Here is a 17,348-nt window from a genome sequence, read left to right on the forward strand (position 1 = left end):
CAGGAATTTATACAGGTTTAATTGCAGGATCTTATTCAATTGTAGTGACTGACGCTAAAGGATGTCCTTCTGCTGCAATTCCGGTAACGATAACTGAGCCAGCTGTAGTGACAGCATCTGCTGTCGTAACACCATTTGGTTGTGATGTTACAAATGCACCGCAAGATGCAATAGTAACTATTACTGCTGGTGGAGGAACTCCAGGTTATACTTATAGTTTTGATAATGGAGCTACTTTCCAAACTTCAGCTTCATTCTCAGTAAATACGGCACAAACGATCAATTTTGTGGTTCATGATGCTAATGGTTGTAGTATATCAGGACAAGCGATAGTTAATCCGTATTTACCACCAACAGATATGGATTTAACTTCCACACCAATTTACTGTAATACGCCGGGAACTGTTGCAACAGTAACAGTAAATGGAGTAGCAGGAGGTGCAGCGCCATATACTTATGAAATTATTTCACCAGCTGCAGCAGTTACTGCTCCAAGCGCAACAAATAGTTTTAATAATTTAGCTCCTGATACTTATACTATAAAAGTAACAGACAGCAATGGCTGTAGTACAACTAAAGCGATTGTAGTAGAAGAAGCTGATAAAATATCAGTAACAGCACAATTAATCAATGACGTATATTGCAATGGCGGTAGCACGGGTGCTGCGAATTTTACAATAGCAAATTACATTACGGCTGGTAATTATACATTTACATTATCTCCTAACTTGGGTACAATGGCTCAAAACGGTGATGTAGTAAGTTATACTGCTTTACCTCAGGGTAATTATACTTTCACGGTTACTGATGGGGTTTCTGGTTGTCAGGCTTCAGTTACTAATTTCGTAATTAGCGAACCAACGGCTGCTTTAAGTTCAACTTCTGTTGCAACGAACATTAATTGTAATAATGATAGTGCTACGATAACAGTAACTCCAAGTGGAGGAACTGCTCCTTATAAATATGCAGTAGTCAAAACTGGTGATCCGGTTCCGGCAGCAGCAAGTTTTGTTACAAACGACCAATTGGTTGTTGACACCAATAATGGTGTTGATGTAAATTGGACAGTTTATGTATTGGATAGCAATAATTGTGATGCGAACAATGCTCAGCCAATTCTTTTAGACACTAATCCAACTATTGCCAGTGCAATAGCTACACAATGTCCTAGTGCTACAGGTACTTATGATATTATCGTAACAGCAACAGGATTCAGTACAGCATTATTATATAGTGTTGATGGTGTTAGTTATGATTCAAATAATGTAATTACAGTAAATGCCCCAGGTGTATATAATGTAATAGTAAAAGATGCTAATGGTTGTGTTTCAACTGCTACTCCGGTTACTATTATGGAACCATTAATTCTTACTCCAACAGTTACTTCTTCTCCTTCTTGTACAGATGGTGACGGTGTGGTGGCTGTAGCAACGACAGGTGGTTCAGGAAATTATGTTTATAACATTGACGGAGGCGCTTTTGGAGCAACGACACCTTTAGCAGGAGTTGCGTCCGGATCTCATACTATAGGGGTTCGTGATACAACTACTTTATGCGAAGTATTTGCGACAATAGATTTAAAACCTGCGACTCAAATTACTGGATTTGCTTTGAGCACTACACCAGTAACTTGTAACGGAGGAAATGATGGTACAATTACAGCGACTATGGCAACTCCTGCAGTAGGTGTAAACGATAATCCAGTATATGTGTATAGTCTGAATGGAGGTACTCCACAAGACTCACCTGTATTTAGCGGATTAACAGCTGGATCTTATACTGTGGCAGTAATATCTGAAAGAGGATGTACTGCAACTGCTACGATTTCAGTAATTGAACCAAATCCTGTTTTGGTAAATAATGTTGCTGTTTCACAATTTATTTGTACGACAGGTAATACATCTAATTTCGCAACTATTACAGTTGATCCGGCAACAGGAGTTACAGGTGGTTCAGGAACCTATACTGTTTATGAATTTATCAAAAACGGAAACCCGGTTCCGGTTCAAAAAGGAGCTTCAAATACGTATACCGAATTTGATTTATCTGGCGGAAGTTATACAGTAAATGTTTATGACAGCAATGGTTGTATGGGTACTTATGCTACACCTATAACAATTGATCCATACATTGGCCTGGATAAAATAAATGTTATTAATACAGCTATTACATGTACTAATCTGGAAGATATTACGGCTACGGCAGTTGATGCTTCCGGAACGACGATAGCAGGTATTCAATATACTTTGACAGATGTGAGTGGAGCAGTTTCATTCCCTTCTAATACAACAGGTAACTTTACAGGTTTACAGGTTGGACAGTATATCATTACAGCATTAAATCCGATAACAGGATGTCGTATCGAAAAAGCTCATTATGTAAATGAACCAAATACATTCGATCTAAACGTAGTGAAAACTAGTGATGTGGTTTGTTATGGCTCAAATGAAGGTGCAGTAACGGTTAACTTAATTGATAATCAAACTAATCCAACAAATGATGCAGGAGCTTTTACATATACAGTATCAGGACCAGTACCAAGTTCAGGAACTCTTGCATCTGCAGGACCACTAAACTTAACAGGTTTAACAGCTGGTGAGTATACTATTTCAGCTACATTAAACAATAGTCCATTCTGTTCTGTTTCTACGACATTTACAATTTCTCAACCTTCTGCAACTTTGAGTATTTCGGAAACGCATACAGCTATTACTTGTATCTCAGGTAATAACGATGGAAGCATTTCTGTTACAGCAACTGGCGGATGGGCTGGAGGATATGAATATCAGTTAGAAAATAGTACAGGCATAGTTTCAGCCTGGTCTGCAACTTATGATTATGCTAATTTAACTGCCGATACATATACAATACGTGTTAGAGATACAAAAGGCTGTTCAGTAAGTACTAATGTACAATTGGTAATTCCAACACCAATCGTAATTACAACAACACCAAATGTTCTGTTAACATGTTTTGGAGATAAGAACGGTACGATAACTGCTACTAATGTTACAGGTGGTCAGGGAAGTAATTATTTATATACTTTGAACATTGTTTCAGCAACACCGGTTATTGTTTCTGGTCCTCAAACATCTCCAGTTTTCACTGATTTAGGCATAGGAACTTATTCGATAACAGTTACTGATGGTTATAATTGTACAGCAACTTCTGGAACAATTGTTATAAGCGAGCCTACAGAAGTAATTCCAAGTTTGATTGTTTCTAAAACACAAACATGTTTAACACAAACAACACTTACATTAAGCGCAGTTGGAGGTACAAGTCCATATACATATAGTGCTGATGCAAATTTTGCTACTGTAATTGGTTCATTCGCTTCATCAACATCTTTTGATGTTCCGGCTGGTAATTATCATTACTATGTTAAAGATGCTAATGGTTGTGTAAGTTTTATATCAAATGATATCAAAATAGATCCTTTAGAACCATTAATTGTTAATTTAGAATTATCTAATGCTGTTGTAAAATGTACAGGTTCTGCTACAGGAGTTATTGTAGCAAATACAACAGGAGGTTTAGGAAATTATCAATATACATTGCTTAATGCTGCAGGAACAACTATTCTTGCAGGACCACAGGCAGAAGATAGATTCGAGAATCTTGTTGCAGGTACTTATACAGTAAAAGTTGATAGTGGAGATTGCTCAGACACAGAATCTGTTGAAATTAAGCAACCTGATACACCGTTTACAGCTCAGGTAACAGTTTCTCCTGTTATGTGTTTTGGAGACAAGTCAGGTAAAATTGTCGTTACCGGTTCAGGTGGTACAGGTGCTTATGTGTATTCTATTTCACCTAGATCAGACCAATACTTTGATGAAGGAACGTTTGAAAATTTAGCAGTAGGATTTTATACAATTCTGGCTAATGATGAAAACGGATGTCCATTTATGCAAGAAGTTGAAGTTACAGGACCTGCTTCACCACTTCAGGTAAGTGTAACGCCAGGTTCTATATTACCAGAACAATGTATAGGTGAACTTAATGGTTCGTTTACTATAGATATTGCTGGAGGTACGGCACCTTATAAGGTAAGTTTAGATGATAAAAAAGGCACTTATTTTGATGTAACCAGTATGCCTTATGCATTTACAAATCTTAAAGGAGGTCTTCATAATGTATATGTAATAGATGCGAATGGCTGTACTTATGATCTGGAAAGTGTTGATGTACCACTTCCGGTAGACTTAACTTCAACTGTAGATGTTGATTATGGATGTGAAACTAATACAGTAACTGTTAATGTAATTGATACTACTATAAATCCTGCAGATCTTGATTATGTTCTTGATAATGAATCAGGGACATATCAATCAGAGAATGTATTTAAAGATGTTCTTCCTGGTGATCACGTGATTTATGTTAGACATACTAATGGTTGTTCTTTACAGACGCCAGGCTTTAAAATTGATAGTTTTGACAAGTTAACTATCAAAGTAGTATCTGCTGGAGTAACTGAAATGAACGTAATTGAAGTTATGGGTGTTGGAGGAAAATCTCCTTATGAATATAGTTTCAATGGAGAGCCGTTTACATCTTCTAACAAATATAATATCTACAAATCTGGAGATTATGAAGTAATAGTTAGAGATCAAAATGGTTGTACTGCGACGATAATCGTACCGATGATTTATGTTGATGTTTGTATCCCGAATTACTTTACTCCAAACGGAGATGGTCTTTATGACGGTTGGGGACCTGGTTGTACTAATATTTACAACAACCTTGAGTTCTCTATTTTTGACAGATACGGACGTATAATTGCCAAATATCACTACGGTGAGAAATGGGATGGTAAGTATAATGGAGAGGAGCTGCCAACAGGAGATTACTGGTATGTTCTAAAACTAAATGACGAGAAAGATGCAAGAGAGTTTGTTGGACATTTCACTTTATACAGATAACAAAATAATAGCCCCAATGATGTTATCTAAAAAATTTATTACAATGAAAAAATTAATAGTATCCTTAGTACTCATGGCTGTAACATCAGGTTACAGCCAAGAGTTAAACCTACCAGTGTTTACGCAGTATTTGGCGGATAACCCTTTTGTACTTTCTCCTGCCTATGCAGGTATTGGTGATAATCTTAGAATTAGAGTCAATGGCCTGACACAATGGGTAGGAATTAAAGACGCTCCCGAAAACCAATCTGCTTATATTGATTTTAGGCTTCTTGATCGTTCAGGTGTTGGTATTTCGCTTTATAATGATAAAAACGGTTATACCAGACAAACTGGTGCAAAGGTTTCGTTCGCACATCACATTATTTTAGATTATTATTCTAAGCAATATATGTCTTTTGGAATTTCTTATAACTTCAATAATTTCAGAATTGATACTGATGAATTTGAAACTGATGTCGAGCATCCTGTTTTTGATCCTTCAATAACGGATAATCGCTATACTTCAAACAATAATTTTGACATTAGTGCATTATATCGTAATAAGAATTTCTATTTAAGTTTTAATGCCAATAACGTCTTAAAGAAAAATACAAATAAATTTAGAGGTGTTGAACCTGATTTACTATCTAATTACCAAGTATATACTGGTTATACATTTCGAGATGGTGAAAACAGCCGTATAGAATATGAGCCATCTGTGTTCTATCAGTATTTCGCCAGTGATAAACGTTCAGCTACCGATTTCAACTTTAAATACAGACGCTATAACCGTTACGAAGAATATTATTGGATTGGGGTTTCGTATCGTATGCTAAACGACCAGTTTGCAAAACCATTATCTGTTGGACCAATGGCCGGTTTTATGAAATATAAATTCTATTTTGGATATTCCTATCAGATAATGTTTAATGATTTAGGAAACTATAATTCCGGTACGCACGTCGTAACTTTAGGATTCGATTTCCTTCAGGCATTAAGTAGTTGTCCTTGTACGGATAGTCCGGTTCATGATTAATTCGTTTTAAACAAAATTTTTAAGAGCTAATAAGCTGCTATTATAAAGCAAGTCGCAACATTTATGTGTTTTTACCGCAATAATTTGAAATAGATTAGTAATAGCGTTAAATTTGACTAGTATCATTTTGTCTGTCAAAAGGGATATTAAATTTAATTTTATGAAAGCAAAATTTTCATTTTATGCCAAGCATATATTCTTGTGCCTTGCTTTTTTATTTTTGCCGTATGCTTTTACGTCAACAAATAACAGTATCCTTTCATTGCCTAATTTGTATTCCAATAGTCATGATCGTATTTATCTCTTTATCTATTTTAGTTTACTCTGTTTCTTTTATTTCAACTACTATTATTTAATTCCAAAATATTATTTTTTAAACAAACAGCTTTTATATTTTATAATTATTGCTTGTTTTCTTTTACTCTTTCTTTGGATTTCGAAATTTTTAGATCATCCAAATCATAATTTTTTAGACTTTGGTAACGATCCGGCGCCATTTATAAATCAGCAGGGATCTATGGGTAATGATTTTAGACCTCCGCCACCAATGCCAAACGGTCCATTTAAGAAAATGGGCAGCCCTCCAACTCAGTTCGGGCATACAGTTTTAGTATATTTATTGGGTGTGATTTCAAGTTTATTTTTTGCTATTTCCGGACGTTTGATTAATGTAGAAAAAGAAAAAATGAAATCTGAACTGGCTTTTCTGAAAGCACAAATCAATCCGCATTTTTTATTTAATACGTTAAATAGTATTTATGCTTTGGCTTTAAAAAAAGACGATAAAACTCCTGATGCAGTTATACAATTATCGGAGTTAATGCGCTATGTAATTACTAATGCGAATGAGCAGGTAATAGATTTAAACAAAGAAATCAATTATATTAATAATTTTGTTTCACTTCAAAAAACAAGGCTCGGTCAAACGGTGATGGTTGATTATAAAGTAAGTGGAAACACTTTTGGTAAAGCAATTACACCGCTTATTTTAATTTCTTTTATTGAAAATGCCTTTAAACATGGTGTAAATCCCGATCAAACTTCTGTAATTTGCATTTATATTGATATTTTTGATGAAGAATTAACTTTGTTGGTATCTAATAAAAAAACATTTTCGGTTAAATCTGAAACCGGAATTGGGCTGCAAAATACAATTGAAAGATTAGCGTTATTATATCCGGAAAGACACCAACTTAAAATTGAAGACACTACAGACAAATATACCGTAAATTTATCCATAAAAGTAGGATGATTAAAGCAATAGCACTAGATGATGAGCCTTTGGCATTAGAGATTTTACAAAATTTATGTACTGATATTGAGTATGTAGATTTGCAAAAAACCTTTACCAAGTCTGAGGAAGCTTTTAAATATCTCAGAAAATATCCTGTCGACTTGTTGTTTTTAGATATCGATATGCCATCAATTTCAGGATTAGATTTTTATAAAAAATTACCACACAAAACAATGGTAATTTTTACTACTGCCTATTCAGAATATGCCGTTGAAGGTTTTACATTGAATGCAACGGACTATCTTTTAAAACCCATTTCGCTTTCCCGATTTCAACAAGCAGTCGAAAAAGCTTTTCAACAATGGAAAACTCAAAATCAAAATTCAGAACAGCAATATCTTTTTATTCGGGCAGATTATAGTCTGATGAAAATTCTGTTTTCGGATATTTTATACATTGAGGGCTTGGATGACTATCTTAAAATTCACATTCAAAACCAAAAAACGGTTGTGACCAGAATGACGTTAAAGGTGATACTTCAAAAACTGCCTGTTAATGAATTTATAAGAGTACATCGTTCATTTATTGTTTCTATATCCAAAATAGATAAGATAAGAAATAAAATCATTTATATAAACGATAAGGAAATTCCTGTAAGTGCGAGTTACGAAACCGAATTTTTTGTGTTGTTCAATGATAAAGGCTGAGTTCCACTATTCAGGCTATAAGGTCAAATTCTTTACTTTTGCTTTTTAACATCTTTTAATTAGTTTTATTATTATTCAGAATTTGTAAAAATTCAGCTTCATAGCTTGTTCCCAAAGGGATTTCATTATCGTTTATATAAATGATTTTATTGCGATACGATTCCATATTTGGTAATGAAATTATAAATGAACGATGTACTCTTATAAATTCTGTTGTAGGCAATTTTTCCGACAAGGATTTCATTGTCATTCTCACAACCAAAGTCTTTTGATTTTTGATATGTACTTTTAAATAATTATCCAGGCCCTCGATGTATAAAATATCTGGCAGCAACACTTTGGTCAAACCATAATCAACACGGAAAAGGATATAATTTTGTTTGTCAGCTTTTTGAATTTGATTTAGCTTTTTTACTTTATCAATAGCTTTCAAAAAACGATCGTAACTAAAAGGTTTCATTAAATAATCCACAGCATTCAATTCATAGCTTTCCGCTGCATATTCTGAATAGGCCGTAGTAAAAATCACTGTTGTTTGTTGTGAGATTGACTTGTAAAAATCAATTCCGGAAACAGACGGCATATTGATGTCCAAAAAAAGTAAATCTACCGGGTACTCTTCCAGGTAAAACCGAGCATCTTGTGTTTTTGTAAAGAATTTTACTAAATTCACTTCTTTGCTTTGATTGCAAAAAGCTTCTAAAACTTCCAATGCCGGTAATTCATCGTCTAATGCAATTGCTGTTATCATGTTAGTTCTATTCTTAGATTTACAGTGTAAAAATCTTCATTTTCTTCAATTTTTAAAGTATGTTTTTTTGGATAATAAAGCTGTAATCTATCATATGTATTTTGCAGGCCAATTTTTGAAGACTCTATATTTATAATACTTACTTTATGATTAGAAACCGTCATACTTAAATGGTTTTCAGATACTTCAATTACTATTTTTATAACTGAATTTTCATCCGGATTTACACCATATTTAAAAGCATTTTCTATAAACGGAAATAATAATAATGGTGCAATTTTGTACTTCGAAAAATCGCCGTTGGTTTTATATTCCAAATTGACTGAATTTCGCAATCGCGATTTTTGTAAATCAATATAATTATCAATATAGGTAATTTCTTTTTCTAAAAGCACTTCATCCTGATTAGAATCTTTAAGTAAATACCGCATGAACTCTGACAATTTTACAATTGTATCAGCGGCTTTATCATCTTTTTTGATAGACAATGCATAAATACTATTTAAAGTGTTGAATAAAAAATGTGGATGAATTTGTGTTTTAAGATGGGAAAGTTCTGCTTGTAATTTTTCGTTTTCAATGATTTTGTTACGCACTTTTTCCCGAAGAAACGCTGAAGAAAAAATTACGGCTGTAAACAAAAAGATATGGTGTCTGATCTCTTCGAGGAAAAAGAATCCGTTTGGACGTTTTGGCATAAAATCCCTGCCAGATTTATGGATTTCAGGAAGGAATTCATTATGTGGAGTAAAAGGATTATGGCCAGTAATAACAGATGGTACAATGCAAACTATCAATAGGCAAATGATAATAATAATACTATACAAAACATACTTCTTCTTTATATAAAGTGTTTCAATCAAAACATAAAAATTCAGAAAAAAGAAAAGAAGCATTAATAGATTGGCTAAAAAATCTCGTTGAGTTGCTTTTGTAAACAAATAATTTTCTTCTTCAGGAGGATGAGGCGAAAACAATAAAGGAAGAAACAGAAAGACTAAACTTCCAATAATTAAAAACAGATATGATTTTAGTTTCTCTTGCATAATGACGTAAAATTATGGAATATTAAACAGTTACAAAAAAATTGTGGTGAAATAGGAGAATGTGGTTGTATATGCTATTATCCGAATAAAAAAACAGAAAAAAACTGCATAATTAGTTTTATAATGCCGTGAAACAAAATATATTTTGCGCTGGATATTTTAAATTATAATGAGAAAAAAGAATGATTTTCATTTGTTTACCACTACAAAAGTGCTATTGACCACAAAAAAAGACTGCGCTGAAATAATCATTTAATTTTGAGGTTTAGAGTTTCAATAAACCTTAAATCTTTAAACCACTATGAAAAAAACAAAATTAATTTTATTAGGAGTTATTGCTTTCCTATTGGCAATTGCGTTTGCCTGCAGTAAAAGTGATGATGACTCTTCTGGTTCAGCCACCGTTACGACACTTGTAAGCAGTTCTGCTGTTTTTTCTTCAACAGCTACCATCAATGTTGCTTATACAGGAACAGCTACGCTTCCTTACACAGGCGGTAACGGCGTGGCCTATTCAGCAGGAACAGCTATTGCTTCAACAGGTGTTACCGGATTAACCGCTACTTTAACGGCAGGAACACTTGCCAATGGCGCAGGTAACCTGACGTACACTATTACAGGAACGCCTACGTCTTCAGGGACTGCCAGTTTTGTAATTACATTTGGAGGACAAACTGTAACGATCACTTTGACGGTAAATTCTGCCACTACTGCAGATTGCTCTTCGGCAACAGGAGTTACAAAAATAGTTTGTTTAGCCAATGCTTTTTTGGCTACATTAACTACGACACAGCAAACATCAGTAGTTCTTACGCTAAATCTTACCAATGCCAAAAGATGGTCTAATTTGCCTTGCGGTTTATCTTGTCGAAATGGGTTATTGTTTAGCAGTCTTACTTCTGCTCAACAAACAGCTGCATTAGCATTAATTCAAGCAGCTGCTGGCACCAGTTCTGGTGAAGGGTATGATGAATTTAGTACAATTAGAACGGCAGATGATTATTTAGGAACAACGGCATCCGGGTATTCTTCTGGTAATTATGTAATTGCATTTTTAGGGACACCAAGTACAACTGGAAAATGGATGTTACAGTTTGGAGGACATCATTATGCTCAAAATATTACCTATGATGCAGGAGTTGTAACAAGTATTACACCTATGCACGAAGCGGTTGAGCCGGCAGGCTCCTTTACTTATAGTGGCACAACATATGCTAGCCCATTAGCATCAGAACAAGCGGCAATGGCAAATATGCTGGCTTCCTTTTCAACTGCTGAATTGGCAACTGCGAAAATTTCTTCAACCTTTTCTGATTGTTTAATGGTGCCAGGTTCTACAACAAATACTTTTCCATCTACAAAATTAGGTATTAAGGTAAGTGAACTAAGTACAGCTGCTCAGGCAAAAGTTTTGGCGGCAATGTTACCTTGGATCAATGATGTAGATGCAACGTCAGCAGCTTCATTTACGACCATATATACTAATGAATTAGCCAACACTTATGTAACCTATGCGAGTAATAGCAGTGGTGTTTCAGGAAATGCGAGTAGTTTTCTAACAGCAAACACTGACTATGTAAGAATTGATGGGCCGAGTGTTTGGATAGAATTTATATGCCAAAGTGGAGTAGTACTTTCGGGAATTCATTATCATACCGTTTTTAGAGATCATACCCGGGATTATATCGGATTGTAAAATAATAAATCATTGAAACTATGATTCATAAATTAATTTTAAACAACCACCATCCTCAGGGATGGAGGTTGTTTTTCTTTTTAATATTGGTAATGTGTTGCATTTCCCAAGAAACGTTGGCACATCAAACACCAAGTACGATTGTATTATTAGATGTAAATCCTAAAACGGTTTCTGTCGAACTGCAATTGCCTTTGGGAGAATTAGAACTTGCTTTCGGACATGAAATTACAAAAGACCCGGAACATTTAATTCAAAAATTTGGACCACAGCTCAAAGAATATTTATTGGCCCATATTCACCCAATGACTGCTAAAGACAAACCTTGGCTAGTTGAAGTGACCAATATGACTGTTGGAAAAGCAGAACAAACCGAGAGTGGACCCTATCAGGAAATTACAATACAACTTGTTCTTATTCCTCCAACCGGAGTAAGTACCCGAAAATTCACTTTTGATTATGATGTAATTATGCATCAATTGGTTACCCATAGTGCTTTGGTTTCTATCCGCAGTGATTGGGAATTGGGAAAAACAAATACAGAACCTGTAAAAGTTGGTGTTATAAGAGTAGATACACAATCAACACTCATTTATCCATTAGAAGTAAATTTAGAAAAAGGCGGTAATTGGTGGACAGGTTTCAAAGGAATGTTTTTCTTAGGAATGGAGCACATACGTGAAGGTACCGATCATCTATTATTTCTGCTAGTATTATTATTACCGGCTCCTCTGGTAATAAATCGCAAACGATGGGGAAATTTTGGCGGAACTAAATATAGTATCATGCGTTTGTTGAAAATTGTCACCGCTTTTACAATTGGACATTCCATTACACTTTTAATTGGTGCATCAGGCTGGATTGATCTGCCCGTGAAACCTGTTGAGATTTTAATTGCGGTTTCTATTTTAATTTCTGCAATACATGCCATTTATCCTATTTTTCCAAACAAAGAAGTTTATGTAGCAGCTGGTTTTGGACTGGTGCACGGTTTAGCTTTTGCTACAGTACTTTCCGTTTTAAATTTGGATGCAGGTGTTATGGTTTTGAGCATTTTGGGCTTTAACATTGGTATTGAAATCATGCAATTGTTTGTAGTTATTCTCATAATTCCATGGTTAATTCTATTGAGTCAGACTCCGGTATATAAATGGGTTAGAACTGTATGGGCGTTATTAGCCGGAATTGCTTCCCTGGCCTGGATTTTGGAACGGGTTTCGGAAAAACCAAATAAGATATCAATTTTAATACAAAGTAATTATGAATATGCTCCTTGGGGAATTTTGATATTGGCGTTTTTTTCTGTTACTGTTTTTTTGGGAAACTACTGGATCAAACGTAAAAAAAACACAAGCCAACTTACCATTTCCTGAATCGTTCCTGAAGTCCCAATTAATTTAAATATGAAAAAACATGTTTTTATCTTCACGTTATTATTTAGTTTAACCGCTTTCAGTCAGAGCCAAAAAGGAATCGTTATTGATGAAAACGGAAAACCAATAGAAAATGCTACCATTAGCAATCCAAAATCAAATACGCATTCGCATACTAATGAAACAGGGATTTTTAATATTGATAAATCCAATATTGGGGATGTACTGAATGTAATTGCATTGGGATATAAAAAAATGATTTATACAATTACCAATTCTGAAATTAGTATTGTGATGGAAAGTGATAGTTTTAAACTGGAAGAAGTAATTATTCAGTCTAAAATAGCTGCAATTAATGTGATTTCAAAAATTGATCTGGAAACCACTCCGGTCAATTCTTCACAGGAAATTTTGCGTAAAGTCCCGGGATTATTTATTGGACAGCATGCCGGCGGAGGTAAAGCAGAACAAATGTTTTTACGCGGTTTTGATATCGATCACGGTACTGATATTGCAATTAATGTGGATGGAATGCCCGTAAACATGGTTTCGCATGCACATGGGCAAGGTTATGCCGATTTGCATTTTGTTATTCCGGAAACTGTTGAGAAAATAGATTTTGGCAAAGGCACCTATTATGCAAACAAAGGTGATTTTGCAACGGCCGGATATGTTGATTTTGGAACAAAAGAAAAACTGGACTTTAGCAGCATTGGAGTAGAAGCAGGGCAATTTAATACTTTTAGAACAGTGGGCATGTTTGATCTTTTGGGAAATAATAAAAAACAAAGTGCTTACATTGCTACCGAATATATTCTTACTGATGGGCCATTTGACTCCCCTCAAAATTTTAACCGAATCAATTTATTTGGAAAATATTCTTTTGTTTTAGAAGATAATAGCCGTTTTTCAGTTTCAGTTTCACATTTCACCAGTAAGTGGGATGCTTCCGGACAAATACCGCAGCGATTGGTAGATGCCGGAACGATTTCCAGATTTGGTTCAGTAGATGATACCGAAGGCGGGTCAACTTCCAGATCTAATTTTAACGTTTCCCTGTTTAAACCAATTGATGAAAATACTTTTTTGAAAGCCAATACCTTTTATTCAAATTATAAATTCGAATTGTTTTCAAACTTTACTTTTTTTCTGGAAGATCCTGTAAATGGTGATCAGATTAAGCAAAAAGAAGATAGAAATCTTTACGGAATCAATGCAGAATTGAATAAAAACATTCATAAAGAATCCGTTGATTTATTGTTTCAACTGGGATTTGGCGTAAGAAATGATGCCACAACCAATACTGAATTGTCACACACATTGAACAGAACTACTACTTTAGAGCAAATCAAATTAGGCGATATTGATGAGTCAAATATATTTACGTATTTAAATTCAGAGATTCGTTTGGGTAAATGGCTGATTAATCCTGCTGTTCGATTGGATTATTTTAAATTTGGGTATCAGGATAAGTTGGCTGCTAATTACAAAACACAGACCGAAAGCCAGGTGAAAATATCACCAAAATTGAATTTTGTTTATTCACAAAATAATGATTTGCAATTTTATCTCAAAACAGGAATGGGTTTTCACTCGAATGACGCCAGAGTTGTTATAGAAAATAATGGAAAAGAAATTTTGCCAACAGCAATCGGGACAGATTTAGGTACGATTTGGAAACCGTTTCCAAGGTTAATTGTTAATTCGGCTTTTTGGTATTTGTATTTGCAGCAGGAGTTTGTATACGTAGGCGATGCAGGAGTTGTAGAACCTAGTGGCAAAACGAGAAGGTCAGGTTTTGATTTGGGAATTCGTTATCAATTAAGTGATTATTTCTTTTTTAATCTGGATGCCAATTACACGTATGCACGAAGCATTAATGGTCCCAAAGGACAAAATTACATTCCGCTGGCTCCGGATTTTACTTCCACCGCTGGCTTAAGTTTTCAAAACTGGAAAAACTTTTCAGGTGGTTTACGCTACCGATATATGAAAGACAGACCAGCCAACGAAGATAATTCGATAGTTGCAAAAGGATATTTTATCTCAGATTTCAATATAAATTACACATTCAAAAGAATAGTTTTTGGTGTCTCAATTGAAAACATATTCAATTCTGAATGGAATGAAACCCAGTTTGCCACAGAATCCAGATTAAAAAATGAAACAGCAAGTGTAGAAGAAATTCATTTTACACCGGGAACTCCTTTTTTCCTGAAAGTTGGAATAAACTATAAATTCTGATTTTTAATATCGGCTCCACTCTATACTTATTTGCGAAATAGATAGGAAAAGTTTTAAATTTTAAAAAGGTTAGTTTGATTTTAACTATTTAACCTCATAAAAACTTGCCATTACCTCATAAATTTTAATTTAACTATACGTTTAAATATTTTTACAACCATAACTGTAAATGGTATTATTATGAAAAGAAAAGATTTTTTAAGAGGTCTGGGTTTAGTAGGAATAGGTTCTTTGGCAATTCCAATTTTAAACGCATGTAGTAAAGATGACGATTCTACAGAAACTTCAACCACAACTGATACTACGTCAGGAACCGATACTACTTCAGGAACGGGTTCTACGTCGGGCAGTTGTTCAGTTACTTCTTCAGAAACGGCAGGACCGTTTCCTACCAAATCGCCATCTTCTTTGGTGAAGTCTAATATTGTCATGGATAGAACCGGTGTAGGTTTTACCATTAATATTACCATAAAAAACACCAATGCAAGTTGTGCAGCCCTAAAAGGAGCCCTTGTTGATATTTGGCATTGTGATAAAGATGGTTATTATTCAGAATATGGGGGGACTACAATGCAGACTGTAGATTATACGGGGTCATCATACCATTTTTTAAGAGGAAGACAAACTACCGATGACAACGGATTAGTGACTTTTACGTCTATATTCCCAGGTTGGTACACTAGTCGCGCAACGCACATTCACGTTCACATTTATAATGCCAGCGGAACGTCATTATTAGTAACGCAAATAGCATTCCCGGAAGGTACAAACAGTGCTGTGGCTTTAGTAAATGCATCAACAGCAAACGGATATACCAAAGGTATGACGGGGTATACCTATAATGCTGCCGATACTGTATTTACAGATTCAATAGCAAATGAACTGTCAACAGTTACAGGAAGTGTAGCTGCTGGTTTTGTATTGACACATACCATAAATGTTGCCGGTTAGTTTTATAAATAAAAGATTCTAAGATGATAGTTCAAATTCCCGCCCAAATATACAAGTCAGAGGCAAGAGGTGTTTTTAAATCAGAAAAGCACAATTGTTTTGCGACCTTTAATTTTGGGGATTACCAGGATTTGTCCAGAAAACCATTCGGATCTTTGCAAATTTTGAATGAGGAAATACTGGGTCCCCAACAACGCATTTCCAGAGTTATAAAAGAGAAAACGAATGTAATTATTCTGCCATTATTTGGGGGCATAGAATACAAGGACAATCTTGATGATTCGGAATTTTTAAGAGTTGAGCAAATTAGAGTAATTACTGCAGATGCTGAAATGTCTTTTGAGGTTTTTAATCCATACGAAAATGAAAATGTAAGCTACTTGCAAATTCATTTTCAAAAGGGAAAGCAATATTTTAAAAATTACTTTCAGCAATCTGAAGTTGATTTTACAATCAGGAATAAATTAAGTCCTTTATTTGAAGTCGAAAAAGCCATTGGTTTTATTGGTCTTTATGATGGAAGAAAAGAAGGTTCTTATACTTTAAAAAAACCTGAAAATGGTATTTTTGTATTTGTAATTAATGGCGCTTTTGAAGTCGAAAACAGACTTTTGGAAGCTAAAGATGGTTTGAGTATGAAAGAAATCAATAGTATAGAATGGGAAGCGCTATCTGAAAATGCTGTTTTATTGGTGTTTGAAGTTCCTTTAAAATAAAAAGGTTAAAACAGAATTTATGAAAATATCAAAAATAAGACTGGCATATCGCGTAATTATTGATAGTTCATCTACATTAATCTGGGATAAATATGTTTTTGAAGATACCTATAAAGAATATCAGATGCAAAGCCAGCAATTTAATTCTGTTACGGATCCGAAGAATACTTTTAGGGAATTATTATCCGTAAATGAAAAGGCAGAACAACTGCATTTTTTGGTCGGAATTGCAGCAGATGGTTATGTTGCCCAGCTAAAAGGTAATTTTCACAGAGTTTCAGATATATTGGGCAATAATTATTTTCCTTTTATCAATTATAAGTTAGATATATTAAACAGTGATATAAAAGATCAGTCGAAACATAAAATCGGCATTACTTTTTATTCGCCATTATTGACTTACATTGGAATTATAGAAGGTAATTATGTAGTTTCCAAAAATACCGAGAACACTAACGAATACGAAACAATTATGTTTCCTGTACAGCGTCAGTTGTCTATTTGTTACATTCAAAAAGAAGAATAAGCATATATCTAAAAAACAGCACTTTTTGTTTTGCCTTTTCTATCCTGATAGTTTGATAGAAAAGGCTTTTTTTTATTAAATTAACATCTGAATTTGTGTTTAATATTTAATAAACAATTTTATTTGTGAAATTATAACGATTTCGTTCTTTACAGTATCAA

General features: G+C 34.3%; 12 protein-coding genes. 10 read left to right on the plus strand and 2 right to left on the minus strand.

Going from position 1 to position 17,348, the window contains the following annotated elements; all coding sequences use genetic code 11:
- The 4 genes from PMI10_RS12060 to PMI10_RS12075 all read left to right on the plus strand — a co-directional run.
- Positions 1-4,925 (plus strand): T9SS type B sorting domain-containing protein (locus tag PMI10_RS12060; protein WP_007808213.1); only part of this gene is annotated, 4,925 nt, incomplete at its 5' end.
- Between the two features lie 43 nt (positions 4,926-4,968).
- A complete protein-coding gene (locus tag PMI10_RS12065) occupies positions 4,969-5,943 on the plus strand; it encodes a PorP/SprF family type IX secretion system membrane protein (protein ID WP_035631806.1) in 975 nt (324 codons plus the stop codon).
- 160 nt (positions 5,944-6,103) lie between these two features.
- Entirely contained in the window at positions 6,104-7,195 is a 1,092-nt protein-coding gene (locus tag PMI10_RS12070; protein ID WP_050992448.1) for a sensor histidine kinase, read from the plus strand.
- Positions 7,192-7,884, plus strand: a complete 693-nt coding sequence (locus PMI10_RS12075) for a LytR/AlgR family response regulator transcription factor (protein WP_007808216.1) — start codon at positions 7,192-7,194, stop codon at positions 7,882-7,884. The genes PMI10_RS12070 and PMI10_RS12075 overlap by 4 nt, the downstream gene beginning before the upstream one ends.
- A 55-nt stretch (positions 7,885-7,939) precedes the next feature.
- Here PMI10_RS12075 and PMI10_RS12080 read toward each other — a convergent pair whose 3' ends face one another.
- Both PMI10_RS12080 and PMI10_RS21705 read right to left on the minus strand, forming a co-directional pair.
- Entirely contained in the window at positions 7,940-8,635 is a 696-nt protein-coding gene (locus PMI10_RS12080) for a LytR/AlgR family response regulator transcription factor (RefSeq protein ID WP_007808217.1), read from the minus strand.
- Positions 8,632-9,681: a sensor histidine kinase gene (locus PMI10_RS21705; protein WP_007808219.1), complete on the minus strand. Its 1,050-nt coding sequence runs from the start codon at positions 9,679-9,681 to the stop codon at positions 8,632-8,634. Before PMI10_RS21705 ends, PMI10_RS12080 begins: the two co-directional genes overlap by 4 nt.
- Before the next feature lie 301 nt (positions 9,682-9,982).
- Here PMI10_RS21705 and PMI10_RS12090 point away from each other — a divergent pair, with 301 nt between their 5' ends.
- From PMI10_RS12090 to PMI10_RS12115, 6 genes are all read left to right on the plus strand, one after another.
- Positions 9,983-11,377 (plus strand): DUF3500 domain-containing protein, encoded by a 1,395-nt coding sequence (locus tag PMI10_RS12090; protein WP_007808220.1) that lies wholly within the window; start codon positions 9,983-9,985, stop codon positions 11,375-11,377.
- Positions 11,378-11,397: 20 nt separating this feature from the next.
- A complete protein-coding gene (locus PMI10_RS12095; protein WP_007808221.1) occupies positions 11,398-12,750 on the plus strand; it encodes a HupE/UreJ family protein in 1,353 nt (450 codons plus the stop codon).
- A gap of 30 nt (positions 12,751-12,780) precedes the next feature.
- Positions 12,781-14,994: a TonB-dependent receptor gene (locus PMI10_RS12100; RefSeq protein WP_007808222.1), complete on the plus strand. Its 2,214-nt coding sequence runs from the start codon at positions 12,781-12,783 to the stop codon at positions 14,992-14,994.
- 180 nt (positions 14,995-15,174) lie between these two features.
- Positions 15,175-15,945 carry a dioxygenase family protein gene (locus PMI10_RS12105; protein WP_007808223.1) on the plus strand — a complete coding sequence of 257 codons (771 nt, stop codon included), beginning with the start codon at positions 15,175-15,177 and terminating at the stop codon, positions 15,943-15,945.
- A gap of 23 nt (positions 15,946-15,968) precedes the next feature.
- On the plus strand, positions 15,969-16,661 hold the full coding sequence (locus tag PMI10_RS12110; protein ID WP_007808224.1) for a pirin family protein: 693 nt from the start codon (positions 15,969-15,971) through the stop codon (positions 16,659-16,661).
- A gap of 19 nt (positions 16,662-16,680) precedes the next feature.
- Positions 16,681-17,187, plus strand: a complete 507-nt coding sequence (locus PMI10_RS12115) for a hypothetical protein (RefSeq protein ID WP_007808230.1) — start codon at positions 16,681-16,683, stop codon at positions 17,185-17,187.
- The last annotated feature ends 161 nt before the right edge of the window (positions 17,188-17,348 follow it).

This window comes from Flavobacterium sp. CF136, from assembly GCF_000282055.1.
Classification (GTDB): Bacteria; Bacteroidota; Bacteroidia; order Flavobacteriales; family Flavobacteriaceae; genus Flavobacterium.

Coding starts and splice junctions, on each gene's coding strand:
- PMI10_RS12075 (WP_007808216.1), top strand. CDS start 7,192: ATGATTAAAGCAATAGCACTAGATGATGAGCCTTTGGCATTAGAGATT.
- PMI10_RS12080 (WP_007808217.1), bottom strand. CDS start 8,635: ATGATAACAGCAATTGCATTAGACGATGAATTACCGGCATTGGAAGTT.
- PMI10_RS21705 (WP_007808219.1), bottom strand. CDS start 9,681: ATGCAAGAGAAACTAAAATCATATCTGTTTTTAATTATTGGAAGTTTA.
- PMI10_RS12070 (WP_050992448.1), top strand. CDS start 6,104: ATGAAAGCAAAATTTTCATTTTATGCCAAGCATATATTCTTGTGCCTT.
- PMI10_RS12090 (WP_007808220.1), top strand. CDS start 9,983: ATGAAAAAAACAAAATTAATTTTATTAGGAGTTATTGCTTTCCTATTG.
- PMI10_RS12100 (WP_007808222.1), top strand. CDS start 12,781: ATGAAAAAACATGTTTTTATCTTCACGTTATTATTTAGTTTAACCGCT.
- PMI10_RS12110 (WP_007808224.1), top strand. CDS start 15,969: ATGATAGTTCAAATTCCCGCCCAAATATACAAGTCAGAGGCAAGAGGT.
- PMI10_RS12105 (WP_007808223.1), top strand. CDS start 15,175: ATGAAAAGAAAAGATTTTTTAAGAGGTCTGGGTTTAGTAGGAATAGGT.
- PMI10_RS12065 (WP_035631806.1), top strand. CDS start 4,969: ATGAAAAAATTAATAGTATCCTTAGTACTCATGGCTGTAACATCAGGT.
- PMI10_RS12115 (WP_007808230.1), top strand. CDS start 16,681: ATGAAAATATCAAAAATAAGACTGGCATATCGCGTAATTATTGATAGT.
- PMI10_RS12095 (WP_007808221.1), top strand. CDS start 11,398: ATGATTCATAAATTAATTTTAAACAACCACCATCCTCAGGGATGGAGG.